Genomic DNA, 21,285 nt, shown 5'->3' on the forward strand with positions numbered 1-21,285 from the left:
GAGTTTACTTTTTTATTGTTGGGGTTATTCGTTTATCCTTTGGTTAAAAACTGTACGTACGCCAATGCGTAATTATGTTGAAAAATGGTGGCATAATACTCCAGTTGTTTTTGCGAGTACTGTGTTTCGGCCATGAGCAAATCGGTCGTTTTTTCCAAACCTTGCTCAAATCTATTCGTGCGAATGCGCAATGCTTCTTTAGACTGTTCCAAGGCCAACGCTGTAAGTATCAGCTTGTTTTTGGCGTCTTCCAATCCTCTTAAGGCTTTGTTCAATTCTAACTGACTTTCAGAAGTGTATTGTTCTAACTGTAATTTGGACTTGTCATATTCCGCCTTACTTTTTTGGGATTTTCCAAAACGTTTGCTGCCTTCAAAAAGGTTCCATTTTAATTCTGCCCCAAATAGGTAACCATTGGCGTTGCCTTGAAACACCTTATCATCATGCATTTCATAAGTTCCAAAGGCATTAAGGCTTGGCAAAAATGACATTTGATCGGCTTTGTGCATTTGTTTATACGCTTCGGCAGCCGAGTTTAATGCCTGAATATCCTTTCGGTTTTCCGATAACTCCGTATTCGTAATGTCATCACCTTTGACCGTTAAAGAATCCGTAGGTCTTAAAATCTGATTTTCATCGGCGTTTGTCATTACCGATATATAGTTGCTCGCATTTAGAATATTGCTCTTGGCATATTGTAATTGATTTTCAATTTCCGTGACCCGCACTTCAACGGCCAGCACATCTGATTTTTGCAAGTATCCTTGTTGAAAGCTGTTGTTGGCAATACGTTGGTTCTCTTGGGCCGTTTCTTGGGCTTTTTGCAAGACCTCTACCGTTTTATAGGCAAGCTGTAACTGCATATAAGCCTTTTCCACTTCAAGCACCAAATATTCCTGGGTACGTTCAGATTGTAGTTCGGTGGCGTTCCATTTAGCCTTGGCGGCCTTACGTTGGAAAAAACCATCAAAGTTTAACAGGGGTTGCTGTACCACTACGCGCGTAGCATAATCTTCAATTTGTCTGGGGTCGTTTAACAAATCTGGATTAAAATCTGCAGCGGTCAATATTTCTTGGTTCAGTTTAGAACCAAAGGCCATTAACGGATTGGTGGTGGCTATACCTGTATGCGATACGCTTATGTTCGGCAATAAAATGGCATTGGTTTGATTAAAATCGCCTTTAGCCGCCAACACATCTTGTTGGGCCATTTTTATGGTATTATTGTTCTCTATTACCTGCGATAAAATGTCTTCTTTGGTAATGGGTTTGGCTTCTTGCGCCATTCCTGCATAAAAGGAGAATAGTAGTAATCCTATATATGTATACTTTATCATCTTATTTAATTTGTGACAAAGTTAGAGCGGTAAAATAGCGTACACAGTAACTTTTGTTACCTACCCCAATTTGGATTTTTAATGCGATTCTTTTTTGGGGGAATAGTGCTACTTGGTTTTTGGATTCTTATAATTTGTATAGGACCATGGTAAAATTAAAAGGGCACTTCATGTATTGAAGTGCCCTAAAACAATTAATCAAATAAGACTCAGGTTTATGTATCTGATTTCTTTTTGGAGGGTGAAGCAAAAAGATCAAAAAACAATCCTCCCATCAGACCACCGTACAAAGTACTGTTCAGAGGTTTAGAGGTTATGGCACATGTACCACTCACACAACCAATTTCATTATAATAAATATACCCGGCAATGGCACCAATGCCAATACCTAAAATTGTTAGAATTAAATTTTTTTTAGTCATGGTTTGGTTGAGTTTCGGGTTCCACCATGTCCGCCAGCTACAATCACCAATATCTTTAAGCTCAACCAAATGAACTTAAAAAATTGGATTATGGGATTCATCATAAAAAACCGCTTTGATTTTGAGATTCGTTGTGTCATAGTATCTGATTTTTAGTTTGCCTCTGTTTTTTTATTCTGGAATAAGCCACCAGAAAGGTTTCATTTTCGCTTTGTAAAGAAAGGCATAGTGCAAGGCCATTTTTAACCAATGCCCAGCCAAACCAATTTCACCAAATGTTTTATTTAATTGCCTTCCTTGGGTGTCAGGATACTTTTTATAATCCGGTACAATAGGAAAGGTAGTAATACTGATTCCGCTTCCTTTGGTCATACCGTATCCCGCAGATGCTATACAGGCAGCACCCATATTACCCATAGACCCTTTGTGATGCAATTCCTTTTTACCGTTTATAGTGTCTATGATATTATCTGCAACCAATTTGGCGGTTATACCAGAGGGCATACCGGTTCTTGGTGGGGCAGGGGAGATAGCCGTACCATTTTTACTGACCCTTGGTTTTGAAATGGCATGCGGAGGAGCAAAGGCAATGCCCGGAGCAAAAATATTCTTATACGATGGGTTTTGATAGGTTTCCGGCCAATCTTGTACACTCCACTCTTCATAAGGCTTTGGTGTATAATCTGCGTCTACGATCATAAAACCCTTGAAAAGTTTATCGGTGATATCCTTTTCTTCTTTATCAAAGGCTTTAAAACCATGCCCAGAAAATGCGGGAATCAACATGGCAAAATCATACGTTTCCGAAAGGTACTCACCATCCAGGTTTTCATAGTAAGCAATGCCGTCTTCAATCTTATTGACACCGGCCCCAATGATCCATTTAATACCACGGTCCTCAAAGACCATTTCTACCATTTCGCTGGATTTCATGATATTGCTGCCGTAGCTCATGAGCATACCATCCATACCAAAATCACCTAATTTAGGTTCGTTGGCAATCCAAACGATTTCTGCCTTATCACGCACATTATGGCGTCTTAGTTCTTGTTCAACATTCAAAATATATTCAAAGGCTGCCCCTTGGCAGGTAGATTTTGCATGTCCGGTTCCAATTAAGATTTTGGCCTTTTTACCCGCTTTCATTTGTTGTATCAAATCATTTAGGGCTTCCCAAGCATGTTCTGCGTGCGAATAGGTACAAACGGAATATGCTTTGTTAGTGCCGGGGTTTAATCCCTCGGTCATATCAAAAGCCAACTTTGGACCGGTAGCGTTAATTAAGTAGTCATACGTAACTTTTTCTGTAACTCCCTTTTGTTCGCCCATGACATATTCAATATTTACAAAAGGTTTTTTCGTTTCCTTGTCACCTTCAGGATAAAAGGTCTTTACTTTAGCTTGTTTATAGCCAATACCTTTTTTCTTATATAGGGGTTCTAGCGGAAATAAAATCTCTTTAGATTTCATTCTACCGACACCTACCCAAATATTAGATGGTATCCACTGGTAATTACTATTGGGAGATACAACTACGACCTCATGTTTTTTTGATAATTTACGGCGAAGATGGGCAGCGGCCACATGACCGGAAATACCAGCACCCAATATGACTATTTTTGACATGGTTTTAATTTTAATTTAAATGTAAACCCAACCCTGCTTTCCTACAGCTACTTATGTTACACAAAAAAAAGAGCACCAATTTTGATGCTCCCATTGAAACCGTTATGGCTCATACCTTAATAACTGGTGTCGTCTAATTTTACCTTTCCATTAAAAGTTTTGTATAAAAACAAAAAATATCCTGCTAAAAGTGGCGCACCTATCAAAACTATGGTCAACATAATCCCTAATGATTTTTGGGACGAGGCCGCGTTGTAAATGGTTACGCTATACTCTGGGTCAATCGTTGATGGAATTAGCACGGGATACAGTTGAAATGCTACCAACATGAGTAAAAATGCCATAATCAACGATGAAAAGACCAAAGCATGAGAATACCTTTTTTTGGAAACCAACCTAGGAACATTGGCAACGGCCAAAAAAGCAAGGACGGGCAGGACAAAGAACAAAGGTTGTTCTTTAAATTTATCGGTTACGCCATGGATGAATATAAGTGTATACAAAGAGGTCATGGCAAAACTAATGATGAAGAAAACCATTCCCTTTTTTAGTAGATAAGATAGTCTGTCATGCAATTTTCCTTCGGTTTTTAATAATAGAAATATAGCTCCTTGGGTCATAAAAATAGACAATGTCGTTAGGCCAGTCATCAGTGCATAAGGATTTAAAAAAGTAAAAAAGATGCCCCCCTTGTATTCAAAATTATTATGGAGTTCAAATCCCTGTAAAATATTGCCAAGTACAACACCCAATAGAAATCCTATTAGGGTATTGGATACAAAATAGACGATATCCCACATTTTTCGCCACCATAACATTTCTTCGGAACTTCTAAATTTTATGGCTGCTGAACGTAATACGAGCAACATTAAAAACAGCATGAAGGGAATATACATGGCCGATAGCATAGTAGCATACATCACCGGAAAACCGGCAAAAAGAGCTCCTCCGCCAATTATTAACCAAACCTGATTAGCGTCCCAAAGTGGTCCAATAGCGTTTATCGCTATACGTCTACTCAAATCTTTCCTAAAAAATAAATGCCATGCCCCTGCGCCATAATCGAAGCCTTCTAAAATTGCATAACCGGAAAATAACAACCCTACCACTAAATACCATAGCGTTGGGTAATCTATACCTAGAAATGTTTCCATAACTTTTCGCTTATACGTGTTTCAAGAATTCGTTTGGATTTTGAGCTTCGGTATACGGACCATGTTTAATCTTTTTGTTGAGGGAATATATAAACAGCAAGAATAAGATGGTATATACCACCAGGAATAAAATCAGGGAGAATAGGATTTGATTTGACGAAACTTCCTGTGAAAACGCTTCACTAGTTTTTAAATGACCATATACAACCCAGGGTTGTCTCCCCATTTCAGCTGTAAACCAACCCACTTGATTGGCTATTTGGGGTAAAATGGCCGAAAAAATGAATATGCGCAATACCCACTTCTTGTCAAAAAGTTTTCCTCTCCACCAAAGGTAACAGGCGTAGAGGGTCAAAGCAATTAAAAACATTCCTATGGAAATCATGATATGGTAAAACTGAAACACAGCATTGACCTGTGGTGGAATTTCATCCTTTGGGAAAGCGTTCAAACCCGGTATTGCTTCATTAAAGTCCTGATGTACCAAAAAGGACAAGCCCCCAGGTAAACCTATTCCCGTTACTTCTTGGGTTTCATTATCTACCCACCCGAGTAGATATAAATCAGCAGGAGCGGATTTTTCATAATGACCCTCCATGGCGGCTAATTTTGCAGGCTGATTCACAGATACACCATCTGCAGAACTATGCCCTGAAAGCAATTGCGTTAAAGAAATAATTGTTGCTACGGAAAGGGCAATCTTAAAGGCCTTCTTTGAAATGACAATATATCTGCCTTTATAAAGGTAATAGGCATGTACGCTCAGCACCAAAAAAGCCCCTGCTAAAAAAGCCCCTTGCCAAGTATGTATAATACGGTCAACACTTGAAGGATTCAAGACCATGGCCCAAAAATCCGTAACTTCGGCCCTGGCATTTAAGCCTTCTCCTACGATATGATATCCTGCAGGGGTTTGTTGCCAACTATTGGCAACAACGATCCATACCGCAGAAAACATGGAACCTAAAAAAACACCAAGTGCAGAGATGAAATGCACTCTTGGTGATACACGGTTCCAACCAAAAAGCAAAATTCCTAAAAAAGTGCTCTCCAAACCAAAGGCGAACAAACCTTCAGCGGCCAGTGCACTTCCAAAAATATCCCCCACATATTTAGAATAGACCGCCCAGTTGGTGCCAAATTCAAACTCCATTATAATTCCGGTAGCAACACCAATACCAAAGGTTATGGCAAATATCTTTAACCAAAAACGGGTTAAAATCTCGTACTCTTTTTTACCTGTTTTTAAATATAACCCTTCCATGATTACCATAATCAAACCAATGCCAATGCTCAATGGCGGGTATATATAGTGAAATGCTACAGTAAAAGCGAATTGGATCCGGGCAAGAATTTCTACATCCATAAGGCAATTTTTACAAATGTATAGGACTAAATTAAAATTTAATGTAACAAGGGTAACTTATGCGGTTTTTATTTTAGAAAATGGACATCCACAATTTTTTGAAACCAATTTGTTTTAATGTGACCAAAGTCACTTTATAATTTTGTTGAGCATCTTAAATTTACGGTGTGAAAACAAGAAGTCTTTTCATTTGTGCTTTTTTCTTGGTAATTACCATGGCCAGTAGCCTTAAAATTGCCGGCACAATGGGATATTATGCATTGTTCACCGAAGACTTTGTAGAACGGTTTTGTGAGAATAAAACGAGACCGGAGGTGCAATGTAATGGTAAGTGTGTACTGTCCAAAATGTTGGCAAAAAAGGAACAGGAAGAACGTAAGCCTTTTAATTTGGATTGGCTAAGGACGGAGACCATTCTTTTTTTGGATACCATAGATTCCGTAAGTTTTGAAACATTCCCAATTTCTAAAATAAAACGTTTTCTTCATTCAGATTTTTACAGATTCCATTTCATCAAAAAAATAATTATACCGCCCAAACAATAGGGTTTTGCTCCATTTCAAATTACTGAGGTGCTTTTGGTACCTACAGTAAACATCCTATGTATAATTATAAAGATTAAAAATGAATCTAAAGTATTTTGGGTTACTTGGGGCGTTGCTTCTGGTCAACCTTGCTCATGCACAAAATTTTAAAGGAAAAATAGTATCCGAAATAAAGAACGAAGGCTTGTCCGGTGCCCATATTCAGGTTAAGGGTGGTTCACCTACCTTCACGGATTCTCAAGGCAACTTTGAACTTCAAATCAATGAAAGCGGGCAGTTGTTGAAGGTATCCTTCATGGGGTTCGAGACCAAGGAACTGCTGGTATATCCTTCCTCGGAAACTACGATTATCTCCTTGAAGGAGTCACCTATTCCTATTCAGGGAGTTCTGGTTACGGGTCAGTTCAAGGACGATCCTGTTCTTACTATGGAAACCAATGATTATGTGAAGAAAATCGTTCAACCTAGGAATGTGGCCGACCTTTTTCAAGATATCAATGGATTTTCATTAATAAAAAGAGGCAACTATGCCATTGACCCTAGTTTTAGGGCTTCGCAGTACGAGCAATTAAATGTTCAGTTCGATGGGGGTATCAAAGTAATGCATGCCTGTCCCAATAGAATGGACCCTATTACCACGCACGTCAATCCGGAAGAGATAGAAAAGATTGAAATCATTAAAGGTCCATATACGGTGCGATATGGGGCTACTTTTGGAGGTATTGTCAATATGGTTACCCAAAAACCTTTGGACGGCGAATATGGCCTTAGTGGGCATGTAAATGCAGGGTATGAAAGTAATGGCAACTCAATGGTCTCCTCTGCCCAAGTCCAACAGGCTACTTCCAAATATGATATCAGAGGAACTTTCGGGTTTAGGGATTTTGGAAATTATAAAGATGGTGACGGAACGGAAATACCCTCCTCTTTTAGAAGTCTGGAATACGGTGCAAGAGCGGGTTATAATTTTAGTGGGAACCAAAGGTTACAGGCCAATTGGCGGCAATCCTATGGAAGGGATGTTTTGCATGCCGGCCTTCCCATGGATACCAATGAGGATAATAGCAGTATGTTGTCCCTGGATTATAGGTTGGCAGGACTTCAAGGTCTGGTAAAAAATATCACGGCCAAGGCGTATTATAGCTACGTGGATCATGTGATGTCCAATACCAAAAGACCTACATTTATGATGACGGAAGCCATTTCTGAAATTGATGCAACCACGGCAGGAGGAAAGCTGGAGCTCAAGTTAACGCCAAATGATAAACTTTCTGTTTATTCAGGGTTGGACTTTTTGAATATTGCTAGGGATGGGGTCCGTACACGGCTGGTTAAAAGAAATATGATGGGACCGTTACCTACTCCAATCGAATTCGTGGATAAAGTATGGCAAGACTCCTATATCAACGACCTCGGTATTTTTGTAGAAACGAAATACCCCTTAAGCCCAAAGACGCTTTGGACATCTGGTATACGTTACGATAATGTGACTTCGGAAATTAAAGATCCAGCGGATGATTTTCTGGCCTTATATCCAGATCTGGAAAAACGCACGGAGCATAACATAAGTGCAACAACTTCCATAAAATATGCGCCTTCAACAGAATTTATAATGGAAGTAGCCTATGGTAGGGGAGTTAGGTCCGCAAATATGATTGAGCGCGTAATAAATCATTTTACAGTAGGGCAGGATCCTTATGAATATATAGGAAACCCTAATTTAAAGGCTGAGGTTAACAATCAGTTTGAAATTGGGTTTAAGGGAAGAATAGCTTTATCGGATGTCAATAGCACCCGTTTCAACTATAGTACGTCATTCTATTACTCACTGTATGAGAACTATATCGTTCCGGTCATCGATGAATCCTTGACCAGAAAGTACATGCCAGCGAATGAACCGGTAAACCCCAAGGTCTTCCAAAATTTGGATGAATCCTATAAAACCGGGTTTGAAGTGATGGCGGGATTTGATTTTTGGAATGGTTTTACTTTCAATACGGAATTGGCCTATGTGTATGCCAAGAACAAAGATTTGAACGAATCCTTGCCTCTGGTACCCCCATTGATGAGCAGGTTTAAACTGGGTTACGAAGCGGAGAAATTTTGGGTAAATGCCAATTATACCATTACCTCCAAGCAAGAAAATATTGCACCCTCCTTTGGAGAGCAAGTAACGCCGGGTTATGAAGTAATGGATGTTCGTCTAGGCGTAAACCTGATCAAGAATGTTTCATTAGGAGTGGCGGTTTTGAATTTGTTTGATGTTACCTATAACAATCACTTAAACTTCGCTTTTAACAATCAGGCTAATTTTAGTAGAACCCCTATTAACGACCCGGGAAGAAATTTTTCCGCTTTTATGCAGTATAAATTTTAGGTATTAACTTTTGTATGGCTTTTTATTTAAAGCTATTGTAAAAAGGGGACGATTTGATCAGTCCCCTTTTTTACCTATAAACCGGATTACTGAAGCTTCGCCTACATGGTAGTGTCCTTCTGTCAATACGATATTTAACTCTTCTAAATAGGTAAATTGAATGCCTTTGAATTCCGTTTTAATTTCCTCTATGGAAAAAAGCATATCCACGTTTTTAGGTCCTCCCGAGGGTTTACCCATCTGTGATTTTGAAAAGGCCTCAAAAATGATGGTTCCCCCTGGCTTTAGAAATGAGATAAGATGCTTATGTGCCCTTGCCCTAATTTCCTTGGGAAAGTGGACGTAGCTAAAGCCTAGAACATCAAAACATGTTTCCGTGGTATATTCCAATATATCGGTTACCTGATAGTCAAGATCAAAACCATAGGCTTTAATAAGCCCTTCCGCTTTCTTTTGAGCAGATTCACTATAATCGAAACAACTTACTTCCCAGCCTTTTTGTAATGCGTAAAGCGCATTTCTACCTTCACCTTCTGCAGGCAGTAAAAGAGTACCTGGTTCCAAAAGGTCCAATCGCTTCTTAAGGAATTCGTTCGGTTGTTTGCCATAAGCGAATTCTTCCTCGGCATATCTTTGGTTCCAAAAATCCTTCATTAAGAAAAACCTATGGCATTAGGGCATACCCTTTCAACTGATAGTTGGATAAGACGGTCATGGCAGACAACGCCAATTCCGTATTGGGATTTAGGTCCTCAGCTGTAATATTCCGCGCAGCGGTGGCCTGGGAGCAGACATAGAGCTCCACTCCATAATCTTTCAAGAGACCCAGTAACTCCGTATTGGGATTGACCTTATCGTACTTTTCTTTATGTTTGGTGTCGCTCAATGTGGCAAAGGTAGCACCCCCATGAATGGCGGCTACAATATGTACCTTATCAGAAGGAACACCGGATGAACCTAGCATGTTTATAAGTCGGGCAATTTTCCACAAACCTTTATTAACACCGTCCATTTCGGACTCGCTGGTGATATCAAAAACCAATTTGTATTCCAAGGAGGCGTCAGGTTGAACCGCTACATCCTTAAAACTTTTAATTTTACCATACCCTGTTATTATAGGAGTTTCCCAGTCTTGTGCCATGGAAAAACCCATACATAATAAAGAAACTAATACGCTGATTCCAAATTTCATGTGTCCTTAAGTTTTATAGAATTAATCTAAATGTGATTGGGATGTATATTTGATTTTCCACCCCAATAATTTTTCAAGTAAGTTTACGAAAATATACTTTCATTTTAGGTTTATTTGTAACAATTGTTACTGTATGGCATAGGCCCGAATAGTATTTTCGTTGGTCTTTTAAGGTTTGGGAACTGGGTTATGGAGCATTTTGGATATTTGGTAAGACGTCTTTTTTGGTTGTTTGTAACCGTCCTCATCTTGGTTACGGTGCTTTTTATCACACTGTTGACGTATCGGCCTGCTCCATCTCCTAAAGAAAATACCCTTTTGGTTGAAGAAAAAATTGAGGAGTGGCAACCTAAAAATGTGTTGAAGGCTTTGGACGATGGAAGTATGTCTCCTGCAGTAAAGAGAGGTTTTTTATTGGTTTCCGAAACTTCGGGTCAGATGGGGCCACAAGCTAAGAACCCGAATAACCGATTTGCGGGTAATAATCTGTCCTGTACCAATTGCCATTTACAATATGGGACACAGGCAGGTTCTGGTTCATGGGTTGGGGTGGTGGATCGATTTCCTCAATTTCGTGGTCGGGAAAATAGAATAGGTGATTTACAGGACCGGATCAATGGTTGTATGGAGCGAAGCATGAATGGAAGGAAGTTGCCAAAAGATTCTGAGGAAATACGAGCTATTGTGGCCTATATGGAATGGTTGGGTGATGATTTGCCCCAAGAAAAGGAAAAGGAGTACAAAGGCTATCCTAAAATTAAGATACCTGAAGTAAAGGTTGATTTAACCGTGGGTAAAGCGGTATATGATAAGGAATGTGTGGTCTGTCATGGAGCGGACGGTCAGGGCATAAAAAAGCCTGATGCAAGCAAAGGGTATTTATACCCACCCTTGTGGGGACCCGATAGTTTTAACAATGGGGCGGGGATGCATCGGGTCATAACTTCCGCAGAATTTATAAAAAGTAATATGCCTTTTGGATTGGCTACCTATAAAAATCCAAAACTCACCGATGAAGAGGCGTATCATGTAGCGGGATACATCAATAGTTTTGATCGTCCCATAAAGAGCAATACGGAGGAGGATTTTCCCGATAAGAAATTAAAGCCCGTTTCTACTTCTTATGGTCCTTGGATGGACAATTTTTCCCAAGAACAGCACAAATACGGACCCTTTCCTCCAATAATAGCATACTACAAGGAGAAATATAATATTGAAAAGTCCAAATAAGTATTCATGAGAAATTTATTTTGGTTTTTAATTTTTCCGTTCTTGATTTATTCCCAGGATAGGAAGAATACCAAGGTTCAAGGGCTACTTTCCGGTCAATGGAGAAGTTATTTCATGCATACTGTCAATAAGGATGAACTAAAGGATTTTACGGCACTTTCCACCGGTGGATACTTAAAATATCAATTGAAGTTCTCAAATACCTTTACATTGGGGGCGGCACTGTACAATTCTACAAATTTAGGTTTACAGGATTTGACCGTTCCGGATGGGGTAACCGGCAAATTAAGTAGATATGAAGAAGGTCAGTTTGATCGCTTAGATTTGGAAAACGATGCTGTTTTCTTACTGGGAGAGTTGTATTTGGACTATCGGTTGAAAAGGCATCAGTTTACTTTGGGACGTATGAAAATAAATACGCCCTTGATCAATCCCCAGGATGGCAGAATGATACCGACGTTGGTTCAGGGGTTTTGGTATAAATACAAAATGAAATCGGACCAAACATTCCAATTTGGAGTTTTGAATGGAATTGCTCCTCGTTCTACGGGAGGTTTTTTTGGAATAGGGGAAAGTATCGGGACATACCCGGTAGGTAGATTTATTTTTGGTGAAGAAAGTCTTTACGCAGGAAACACGAAATCTGATTTTATCCTCATGTTCAATGCTGATTTTAAACTTGCAGAAGAGCTTAAGGTTGATTTTTGGAATTATTATGTGGACAATATCTATAATGCCATCTACCTAAAACCCAGTGTTAAACTGAACGAAAAATGGATGTTGCAGGGAGAATGGTTACATCAGAATAGAATAGAGGACGGGGGTAATGCCATTCAGGGGTTAAGATACTTTGCCCAATCCTCCTCAGATATTTTGGGTTTACAATGGAAATATGAATTTGGGAAATCCCGATTTTCCCTAGGGTACGATTACATTTTACCGGGAGGTCAGTTTATAACACCCCGTGAATGGGGTAGGGAAGACCTTTTCAGTTTTCAAAAAAGAGAACGCAGCGAAGGTTCGGCCAACAATCATGCGGTAGTATTAACCTATGGAAATTCTTGGTCCGTTGGAAAGGACGTGGATGTAAAGAGCATCCTAAGTTTAGGCAGGCATTGGAAGCCATCGGTCACGGACGCTGAAAATAATAAATATGCCATGCCGGACTATACCCATATCAACTTGGACTTGTTTTTGAATATAAAGGGTCTAAAAAACTTAAAACCAGAGCTTTTGGTTACCGGTAAAATTGGTAATGGAGATATTCCTGACAATCCCAACTTCTACTTCAACAAGGTGGATATGCTACACGTAGATTTTATTCTTAACTACAACTTTTAATTACAGCGTTCATTACTATTTTCTATAATGATGATGAATTCTTCCATGGATAAATATTGAGGAGTATAGTTGCCTCCCATTTGATTTATGGTACCCACAAAAGCTCTTAGATGATTTCTTGAACCACACTGTAAACTTTCGAAAACATTTAAAATATCACCGTTGAAAATTTATTGCTTTAGGTCTTCAAGATCTACAATATCTAAATCTTCAATAGTAGCGCCAATAATTAGGGCATTCAATTGTGATTTGCTTCCGTCTACAACGAATTTATTGTATAATCCTTGTAGTTCCTCATTTATAAATTCCCCTTCGGGCAACATGGTATATGTTAGGTCATATCGTTCTATTAGATTGGATACCGCCTTTACATGGGATTGTTCACTTTTTTGGATATTCAAAAACTGATTAATACCCCACAATTCACCTAAATAGGTGTAGGTATCCAAGGCCAATTTTTCTTCTTCTATCATAAAAGTTAAAGCATTCTCTTCTGTTTTTGATAGGGAATTATCAATTACGGAATTGTTTTCATCTTTATCGCAAGATGTGGCCGCTAATAACAGTACAACACTCAATAAACCTGATATGCAATTCATTTTAAAGCCTTTCATGACAATTTTTTAAAGTTATTTCATGAAGTTCTTCAATTTGAGGGAGGAATACTGTGACTAGAGTTGCATAACGGCTTATTTATGAATTTTTTAGCAATTTTTTTTAGCTCAACATAAAGCAAAAATCCCCTAGACTTTTGGCCTAAAGGATTAATTTGAGTTAGTAGCAATTCGGTTTTGATTAAACGTCTTGGCCTTTCATCATCTTGTTCCAATACAAATAAGGGAGTCCGTATTTTTTTTAGCATCCATAATCTCCAGTGTTCTTTTGAAGAGTCAAAAACCAACATCTGTTTTAATTTTGGATCCGGTGTAAAATTGTTGTTATAGTCAAATTCTGCCAAAACCATCTTACCATAATCGGTTACTAAGGGACAAGAAGAATATCCATTGTAGGCTTTTGAACCCATGGATTTTGTTTTAATCAGTTTATCTATGTTATCTACTACAATGGGCACCTGCTTACGGATAGCAGCTCCAGTTTTTGCAGTAGGTAAGGCGGCTACATCACCCAACCCAAAGATATTGGGATAGGAATTATGTTGCATCGTTTTATGGTCTACATCCAACCAACCTGCTTCATTTACCAGAACCGAATCCTTCACGAATTTTGGGGCCACGGAAGGTGGTGCCGTATGGAGCATATCATAATGGATTCCATATCGGTCGCCTTCTACCGTTACCCTTACATCCTTGTAATTGTACTGGAAGGATTCGTCCAAAAGCCTGTCATCGTCTTCACCGGCCATAACTACGCAGCCACCTGCCGTTACATCTTTTCCCAACTCATACCAAGCTATTTGTTTATCGGCATCCACGGCCACCAATTTATGGAAAAACCGAAGGTTGATGTCTTTTCTATCCACAACCTTCATTAGGGTACGGGCAATTTCCTTAACACCAAAAATTACCGTCCCTCCAGTGGCAAAAACTACATCCGTTTTGTTTCGAACACCACTTTTTCTGAAATAACTTTCGGCCAAATACATTATTTTTTGTGGAGCTCCACCGCATTTGATAGGGGTAGTGGGTTGCGTAAATAAAGCTGTCCCTCCCTTAAAATTCTTGATTACGTCCCACGTGTGCCTTGGATCAGTGTAATTGCTACAGACCACACCTTTGTCCATAGCCTCACCAAGTCCGGGTACCAAGCTAAAATCATAAGCCAATCCGGGAACCACTACTAAATAATCATAGGAAATTGGACCACTCGATTTAGTATGTACGGTATTATTCTCAGGATCGAAGCCGGTTGCCTTATCCTTGATCCAGGTGGCGTTCTTTGGCATCACGGATGACATGGGCCTTGAGGTCTTATCATAATCATAGGTGCCAGCCCCAACCAAAGTCCAGGCAGGTTGGTAATAATGGGTGCTTGAAGGTTCTATGATGGCTACGTCCTTAGCGTGTTTTTGCTTGATAAGTTGTGATGCGACCATAATACCTGCCGTTCCACCTCCAATAACCAGAATTTGATGATGTGAGCTCATTTTTATTAATTTTTATTCAACCTGTTAAATATATAAGGTAATTATTACGAATAATGTAACAATGGTTACATAGGCTTAAATTAATATGAAATGGGTCATAAAAAATGCCAGTTTCCTTTAAGGAAACCGGCATTTTCGCAGTTAAAATATGATTATTGTTTTGTTTTACAGGTGTTAATGCCGAACAAAGTATAAAGAGGACAGAAGCTTATAAAGCTGGTTAACAGAAATATGACAGACAGTGCCATTAATACGTATGCCAAGGTGCCTCCAATGACGTTGAAGTAATAAAGGGCGAATACGGCCAGCGCAATGATAATCCGGATAGTTTTATCCGCAGTTCCCATATTTTTTTTCATGATTTAAAGTTTTATTGGTTCATACTTGTTTTGGCATACCATTGTCGTAAGGCTGTGAGGTTTAGTTCGACCTACCTTATGAGTTTAAGGTATGCTCAAAATCATATACACAAGATAGTGATATTGTTTGTTTTAATCTGTAACAATTGTTACTCAAGCTTATTGGGCAAGAACTTATATTTGATCTCAAAATTAGAAGGATAATGGAATATTTAAATGCTTTTATCAATGCCGTAAACGGCACTTTTAATTGGACTTGGAAATCAATTATTTTCGATGTGCCTTGGTATACGAATTATTTTTGGGGCCTTATTTTGATTTCCTTAGTGGTCTGGGGACTGGAAGTTCTCTTCCCCTGGCGTAAAGATCAAAAGGTTTTTAGAAAGGATTTTTGGCTGGATGCTTTTTATATGTTTTTCAATTTTTTCCTTTTTGCAATTGTTATAAGCGGTGTTTACAGAATGCTACAACTTCTTTTTGGAGATATGGGGATAACCGCCAAAAGCTTGGCTATTATAGATTTTACTTTCTGGCCTTCTTGGTCCCAATTATTGATTTTTTTCCTGATTTTGGATTTTGTACAGTGGTTCACCCATATTCTCCTGCATCGATATGAAATCTTATGGAACTTTCATAAGGTGCATCATAGTGTAAAGGAAATGGGCTTCGCCGCTCATTTGCGATACCATTGGATGGAAAATATACTATACAAACCCCTAAAAACTTTTGGTGTAATGATCTTGGGTGGTTTTGAGCCTGAACAAGCCTATATTGTTCACTTCTTGGCTATTGCCATAGGTCATTTTAACCATTCCAATATAAAGATTACCTGGGGTCCCTTGAGATATGTGTTGAATAACCCCGTCATGCACTTATACCATCATGCCTATGATTTACCCAAGGGTAAACGATATGGTGTAAATTTTGGAATAAGTCTTAGTCTTTGGGATTATATTTTTAGGACCAATTACGTACCCGAGGAAAGTGGTACCATTACCTTAGGCTATCCTGGAGACGAAAACATGCCCAAGGATTTTATAGGACAAAATATTTCGGGATTTGGTCTTGGAAAGAAAAAATCCTAACGCTGACTTCCACCTTCTAAAACAATGCTCCAAATACCCCTGACCTCATTGGCCGAATAACCAATGGCTTCGTCTTCTGGATACCTTTCTTGTAGTATGGAAACGACCTCGGCTCTTATATCATTTCCTTTTTTACCATGACATTTTAGGCACATATCATTGGTTATAATAGGGTAGTAGAAATTGGTCTTGTCACCTATTTCAACACTTATAGGTTCATAATCTTCCTCGGCTTTGATTCTTTCCTTAAAATATGCAATGTATTTCAACTCTTGGGTATTGGCGCGGTTCATGGGATTTCTTGCTCTGTCCGATACTCTCTTAATATTGGCTCCATGTACGATAGCCATACTATCCGTTAAGGGATATGCTTTTTCGTTACAAAACTTAAGTGCCGCGACCGGACCTTCTTTTTGCATTTTCCCCATCAGGTTTTTACCCAATACCTTTTGGGTGCTCAAGGCCATTTCCAAACCTATTTCCTTAACCGTTTTTGGAGAGGATTTGAACTTTGTATCAAAATCCTTTCCTTGTTGTTGATAATTACCTTTTTCATGGCCTTTTTCCCAATGTTCTTTGAACCACTCCGGCTCTTCTATTTTAAATTCATAAATGTAATCCGATATGAGTCGTATCTCTTCTTCCGAATACGGCTGATAGGGCATTACCCCAAATCTTTTAAGGGCCCCCTTCATTTTCCCTTTTTCCATGGAAGGTTTTTCAACAAAATTCCAAATGGCGTTACCGAATTCCTCTTTCGAGGGATTCCCCATGAGATATCTTGCCTTGATGGCCACCATAGGAGGTGCAATTCTCGAATCTTCCGATGCTTCGGGGCCATGGCACACATAGCATTTGGACTCCATCAACTCCTTACCTTTGAGCATACTTTCCTGATAGACATCCAGGTTGCCACTTTTTAACTGCGATACCGGTTTTTCCGTTTTATCGGAATTTTTGCAACTGGCCAATATCAGAATGGAGACTAGTGTAAGAAGGTTCTTCATTTTTTAAATGGTATTTATTTAAATCGATAAAAGGTAATCGTGCACACCGTATTACCATCGGTTTAAAAAATTGTAGTTGCTCAAAGCAACCTTATTTCATCTTGCCACTGGCGCAGCTCAAATAGGATTTTAGCATAGAGCTAGTGGTATTTTTCATATCTACGGAAGGGTATCCAAGCTGTTTGAGCCTTTGTTTGACCAAAAGGGCATCATCTAATTCCTGGTAGTTGAACGAAACGGAAGATGTGTCAACATCCACCTGAACATCGGAAACATTCTCAAGTTCCGAAACCTTGTCGATAATGGTTTTTGCGCAACCTCCACACTTTAGATTCTGTACCATTACTGTTGCTTTCATATCTGGATTGTTTTATATTCTTTTAGTTCCATGAACTATAACCTCCTCGCAAATCATAGATTTCGGTGAAGCCCATGCCTACAAGTTTTCGGGCCGCTTTCTGGCTTCTAGCTCCTGATCTGCAGTATAGGTAAACGGGTTGAGTTTTATTCAATTTATCAAAAGCGCTTTTAAAATTGGAGGCATTAAAAAAGTCTATGTTGATGGCCTTTTTAATGTGTCCCCCATTATATTCCGAGGGAGTTCTAACATCCACCAATTGAACCTTATTGGAGGAAATTGCCTTTGCATAATCGTTTTTGTCCAAAATGACAATGTTTCCATTGTCCGTTGTGCTTTTGGAACCAAATAGTGAACTAAGAAATGACATACTATTAAAGTTTAAATGTTGGTACTTATAAAAGGAGACAGACTTTTTGGCCTATCTCCTTTAAACAACCAACCAATTAAAAACAATTCAATCAATACCTATCCCTAAATATTAATCGATTTTTGTTACTATAGTGTTTTACCATAGTACTGTAAAGGTAGAATTCAAATATGTGGTGAACAGTAACTAGAGTTACATAAGCGGAAAAAAATATATAAAAGTGAAAAATTTTATTCTTGGATAATGAGAACAAAAAAGACCCACAGAAACAATTTTATAATCCTTCCGTGGGTCTCTAACTAACTAAAAATTCACTATTAAGGTATTTGATTTACATCAAATTACAAATTTTTAAAGGGTAGTAGGGCATACATAATCCGAAACGGGAATACCAGCTTCGTTTATGGCCTTAAAACCTCCCTTAACATCAATGAGGTTATGAATTCCCCTGCTTTTCAAGATGGAAGCCGCAATCATGCTTCTGTAGCCCCCGGCACAATGCACAAAGAAGGTTTCCTTATTTGGAAACTCTGTTAAATGTTCGTTCAAATAATCCAAAGGTGTGTTTTTGGCTTCCAAAACATGCTCCGATAGATATTCACTATTCTTTCGAACATCGAATACGTTTACTTCCTCATTTTCCATGGCTGTTTTCAATTCATCCGCATCAACTTGACTTACGGTATCATATTCCATAGCAGCCTTTTTCCATGCTTCGAAACCACCTTCCAAATATCCAAGGGTATTATCAAAACCGACTCGTGAAAGACGGGTTATGGCTTCTTCTTCCATGCCTTTTGGCGCCACCAACAATATGGGCTGCTGTACGTCGGCAATTAAGGCACCTACCCACGGCGCAAAACTTCCATCAAGACCAATGAAAATAGACCTTGGAATATGCCCTTTTGCAAAATCGGCAGCATTCCTAACATCCAGAACGACAGCACCTGTTTCGTTCGCTGCGGCTTCAAAGGCTTGTGGGGACAATGCCCGTGTTCCTCTTTCAAGTACTTGTGCTATATCTTCATATCCTTCCTTGTTCAATTGTACATTCAAAGGAAAATATTGGGGAGGGGGTAGCAAACCATCCGTTACTTCCTCGATAAATTCTTCCTTGGTCATATCGGCCCTTAGGGCATAATTCATTTTTTTTTGGTTGCCCAAGGTATCAACAGTTTCCTTCATCATATTTTTACCACAGGCAGAACCCGCACCATGGGCGGGGTACACTATAACATCATCAGAAAGTGGCATTATCTTTTCCCTTAGACTATCATAGAGATAACCTGCCAAATCCTTTTCGGTTAGTACTCCCATTTTTTGAGCCAAATCTGGTCTGCCCACATCACCTAGAAACAAGGTGTCGCCACTGAATATGGCATGGTCTTTTCCGTCTTTGTCCTTTAAGAGGTAGGTAGTACTTTCCATAGTATGGCCTGGGGTATGTAGTACCTTTATCGTGACTTCGCCAAGTTTAAATTCCTGGTTATCCTCTGCAATGATGGCATCAAAGTTTGGGTTAGCGTTTGGACCAAAAACAATTGGGGCTCCTGTTTCCTTTGCCAATGTGACGTGACCGCTCACAAAATCGGCATGAAAATGTGTTTCAAAAATATATTTGATTTTTGCATTATCGGATTTCGCCCTATCCATATAGGGTTGTACTTCCCTAAGTGGATCGATTATAGCTACCTCTCCCTTACTTTCAATGTAATATGCGCCTTGTGCCAGACAACCGGTATAAATTTGCTCAACTTTCATCGTTACACGTTTTAATATGAGTACAAAACTACTAATTGTAATTTACTAAATGGGTAACAAAGGTTACATTGTATTTATAACAAAAAAGCCCCTTAAACAAGGGGCTTTTTTGTACTTGTATATGTTATAACATGGTGGACGGACATACATATTCCGATTTTGGCAGGGATGTTTTGGATAGGTCTTCAAACCCACCTTTGACATCCGCAAAATCTTGCCATCCACGTTGTTTTAGTATGGAAGATGCTATCATACTTCTATATCCGCCGGCACAGTGCAATACAAAGGTGCTGTCTTTTGGAAATTCTGCCAAATGTTGATTTATTTCATTAAGCGGAATGTTAATGGCACCGATAAGATGCTCGGAATCGTACTCACTTTTTTTACGAACATCGATGATCAAGGGTTTTTCATCATTCATAGCTTCCTCAAGGTCTTGGGCGGAAATGCGATTGGCGGTTTCAAACTCCTTACCGGAATCTTTCCAGGATTCAAAACCTCCTTTTAAAAACCCAACGGTATTGTCATAACCTACACGTGATAAACGGGTGATGGCCTCTTCTTCCTTTCCATCATAGGTCACCAATAGAATTTCCTGTTTAATATCCGGTATCATTTCACCTACCCATTGGGCAAAACTTCCTTCTAGGCCTATATTAATACTGTTTGGGATAAAGCCCTTTGCAAAATCCTCTGCATTTCTGGTATCCAATACCAAAGCCCCAGTTTCATTGGCTACAGCCTCAAAAGCATCCGGCGAGTAGGGGGTAGTTGCCCTATCCATAATATTGTCCAAACTTTCATACCCCTTTATATTCATTAAAACGTTCTTGGGGAAATATCCTGGGGGAGTAGTAAGCCCTGTAAGTAACTCCTTTATGAATTCTTCCTTGGTCATATCCGGCCTAAGCGCATAATTGACCTTCTTTTGATGCCCTAAGGTGTCCGTAGTTTCCTTGCTCATCATTTTACCACATGCAGATCCTGCACCATGGTTGGGGTAAACTATGAGGTCATCACTTAAGGGCATAATTTTATTACGGAGCGAATCATAAAGATGACCGGCCAATTTTTCTTCGGTCAATTCAGAAACTACGTGCTGTGCCAGATCCGGTCTTCCAACATCCCCGATAAACAAGGTGTCACCGGTAATGATACCATGCTCTTTGCCATGTTCATCAATTAGAAGGTAGGTGGTACTTTCCATGGTATGGCCCGGAGTATGAATAACTTTCACCTTATAATCCCCGACCTCAAATATTTGTCCGTCTTCGGCCGTGATAGCTTCGTAGGCAGGCTTGGCTCCAGGCCCAAAAACTATTTTGGATCCCGCTTTTTTCTTTAAATCTAGGTGTCCGCTTACGAAATCGGCATGAAAATGTGTTTCAAAAACATACTTAATTTGGGCGTTGTCCTTTTTGGCTCGGTCCAAATAAGGCTGTACTTCCCTTAAGGGGTCAAATACGGCGGCAACTCCTTTACTTTCAATGTAATATGCGGCATGTGCTAGGCATCCTGTATAAATCTGTTCAACTTTCATGATGTGCTAATTTAAATGGTTTACTTTTTAAAAGTAAACATCCAAGAAGAATTATACAGTGACTTGTGTTACATAAGGATATAAAAACTTATCCAATAGCTCTAGCAAGGG

At 39.3% G+C, this 21,285-nt stretch carries 18 protein-coding genes and 2 pseudogenes; 5 read left to right on the forward strand and 15 right to left on the reverse strand.

Features of this window, described 5'->3' with window-relative positions:
* Positions 1–32: 32 nt before the first annotated feature.
* From CJ263_RS16645 to CJ263_RS16665, 5 genes are all read right to left on the reverse strand, one after another.
* Positions 33–1,337, reverse strand: a complete 1,305-nt coding sequence (locus CJ263_RS16645; RefSeq protein ID WP_094998299.1) for a TolC family protein — start codon at positions 1,335–1,337, stop codon at positions 33–35.
* 215 nt (positions 1,338–1,552) lie between these two features.
* On the reverse strand, positions 1,553–1,759 hold the full coding sequence (locus tag CJ263_RS16650) for a DUF6132 family protein (protein ID WP_094998300.1): 207 nt from the start codon (positions 1,757–1,759) through the stop codon (positions 1,553–1,555).
* Positions 1,760–1,930: 171 nt separating this feature from the next.
* Positions 1,931–3,385, reverse strand: coding sequence for an NAD(P)/FAD-dependent oxidoreductase (locus tag CJ263_RS16655; protein ID WP_094998301.1), 1,455 nt, complete (start codon positions 3,383–3,385; stop codon positions 1,931–1,933).
* Between the two features lie 116 nt (positions 3,386–3,501).
* A complete protein-coding gene (gene cydB / locus CJ263_RS16660) occupies positions 3,502–4,539 on the reverse strand; it encodes a cytochrome d ubiquinol oxidase subunit II (RefSeq protein ID WP_094998302.1) in 1,038 nt (345 codons plus the stop codon).
* Positions 4,540–4,549: 10 nt separating this feature from the next.
* The gene (locus CJ263_RS16665; RefSeq protein WP_094998303.1) at positions 4,550–5,905 is read right to left on the reverse strand and encodes a cytochrome ubiquinol oxidase subunit I; all 1,356 of its coding nucleotides are present in this window, start codon (positions 5,903–5,905) and stop codon (positions 4,550–4,552) included.
* A 167-nt stretch (positions 5,906–6,072) separates the two neighbouring features.
* Between CJ263_RS16665 and CJ263_RS16670 the strand changes: the two genes are divergently transcribed.
* Together CJ263_RS16670 and CJ263_RS16675 are read left to right on the forward strand one after the other, a co-directional pair.
* Positions 6,073–6,450 carry a hypothetical protein gene (locus tag CJ263_RS16670; RefSeq protein ID WP_158657186.1) on the forward strand — a complete coding sequence of 126 codons (378 nt, stop codon included), beginning with the start codon at positions 6,073–6,075 and terminating at the stop codon, positions 6,448–6,450.
* 79 nt (positions 6,451–6,529) lie between these two features.
* A complete protein-coding gene (locus tag CJ263_RS16675; protein ID WP_094998305.1) occupies positions 6,530–8,827 on the forward strand; it encodes a TonB-dependent receptor in 2,298 nt (765 codons plus the stop codon).
* Between the two features lie 57 nt (positions 8,828–8,884).
* Here the strand turns inward: CJ263_RS16675 and CJ263_RS16680 are convergent, their stop codons facing one another.
* Both CJ263_RS16680 and CJ263_RS16685 read right to left on the reverse strand, forming a co-directional pair.
* Complete coding sequence (locus CJ263_RS16680; RefSeq protein WP_094998306.1) at positions 8,885–9,481, reverse strand: class I SAM-dependent methyltransferase; 597 nt, start codon at positions 9,479–9,481, stop codon at positions 8,885–8,887.
* A 10-nt stretch (positions 9,482–9,491) separates the two neighbouring features.
* Positions 9,492–10,019: a DsrE family protein gene (locus CJ263_RS16685; RefSeq protein ID WP_094998307.1), complete on the reverse strand. Its 528-nt coding sequence runs from the start codon at positions 10,017–10,019 to the stop codon at positions 9,492–9,494.
* Between the two features lie 189 nt (positions 10,020–10,208).
* Between CJ263_RS16685 and CJ263_RS16690 the strand changes: the two genes are divergently transcribed.
* Complete coding sequence (locus CJ263_RS16690; RefSeq protein ID WP_094998308.1) at positions 10,209–11,249, forward strand: c-type cytochrome; 1,041 nt, start codon at positions 10,209–10,211, stop codon at positions 11,247–11,249.
* A 6-nt stretch (positions 11,250–11,255) separates the two neighbouring features.
* Positions 11,256–12,590: an OprD family outer membrane porin gene (locus tag CJ263_RS16695; protein ID WP_094998309.1), complete on the forward strand. Its 1,335-nt coding sequence runs from the start codon at positions 11,256–11,258 to the stop codon at positions 12,588–12,590.
* Here the strand turns inward: CJ263_RS16695 and CJ263_RS21305 are convergent.
* From CJ263_RS21305 to CJ263_RS16715, 3 genes and pseudogenes are all read right to left on the reverse strand, one after another.
* Positions 12,587–13,204 (reverse strand): annotated as a pseudogene (locus tag CJ263_RS21305) (DUF2202 domain-containing protein). The gene CJ263_RS16695 and the pseudogene CJ263_RS21305 sit on opposite strands and share 4 nt — an antisense overlap.
* A gap of 181 nt (positions 13,205–13,385) precedes the next feature.
* A pseudogene (locus CJ263_RS16710) lies at positions 13,386–14,694 on the reverse strand (FAD-dependent oxidoreductase).
* Between the two features lie 152 nt (positions 14,695–14,846).
* On the reverse strand, positions 14,847–15,053 hold the full coding sequence (locus tag CJ263_RS16715) for a YgaP family membrane protein (protein WP_094998312.1): 207 nt from the start codon (positions 15,051–15,053) through the stop codon (positions 14,847–14,849).
* 200 nt (positions 15,054–15,253) lie between these two features.
* Here CJ263_RS16715 and CJ263_RS16720 point away from each other — a divergent pair, with 200 nt between their 5' ends.
* A complete protein-coding gene (locus CJ263_RS16720; protein ID WP_188669477.1) occupies positions 15,254–16,138 on the forward strand; it encodes a sterol desaturase family protein in 885 nt (294 codons plus the stop codon).
* Here the strand turns inward: CJ263_RS16720 and CJ263_RS16725 are convergent.
* From CJ263_RS16725 to CJ263_RS16745, 5 genes are all read right to left on the reverse strand, one after another.
* Positions 16,135–17,145: a c-type heme family protein gene (locus tag CJ263_RS16725; RefSeq protein ID WP_094998314.1), complete on the reverse strand. Its 1,011-nt coding sequence runs from the start codon at positions 17,143–17,145 to the stop codon at positions 16,135–16,137. The genes CJ263_RS16720 and CJ263_RS16725 overlap by 4 nt on opposite strands.
* Positions 17,146–17,236: 91 nt before the next feature.
* Positions 17,237–17,503 carry a heavy-metal-associated domain-containing protein gene (locus CJ263_RS16730; RefSeq protein WP_094998315.1) on the reverse strand — a complete coding sequence of 89 codons (267 nt, stop codon included), beginning with the start codon at positions 17,501–17,503 and terminating at the stop codon, positions 17,237–17,239.
* A 22-nt stretch (positions 17,504–17,525) separates the two neighbouring features.
* Positions 17,526–17,873 (reverse strand): rhodanese-like domain-containing protein, encoded by a 348-nt coding sequence (locus CJ263_RS16735; RefSeq protein WP_094998316.1) that lies wholly within the window; start codon positions 17,871–17,873, stop codon positions 17,526–17,528.
* Positions 17,874–18,224: 351 nt separating this feature from the next.
* Positions 18,225–19,634, reverse strand: coding sequence for an MBL fold metallo-hydrolase (locus CJ263_RS16740; protein WP_094998317.1), 1,410 nt, complete (start codon positions 19,632–19,634; stop codon positions 18,225–18,227).
* A gap of 124 nt (positions 19,635–19,758) precedes the next feature.
* Positions 19,759–21,174: an MBL fold metallo-hydrolase gene (locus CJ263_RS16745; protein WP_094998318.1), complete on the reverse strand. Its 1,416-nt coding sequence runs from the start codon at positions 21,172–21,174 to the stop codon at positions 19,759–19,761.
* Between the last annotated feature and the right edge of the window lie 111 nt (positions 21,175–21,285).

Source organism: Maribacter cobaltidurans, from assembly GCF_002269385.1.
In the GTDB taxonomy this organism is placed as follows: domain Bacteria; phylum Bacteroidota; class Bacteroidia; order Flavobacteriales; family Flavobacteriaceae; genus Maribacter; species Maribacter cobaltidurans.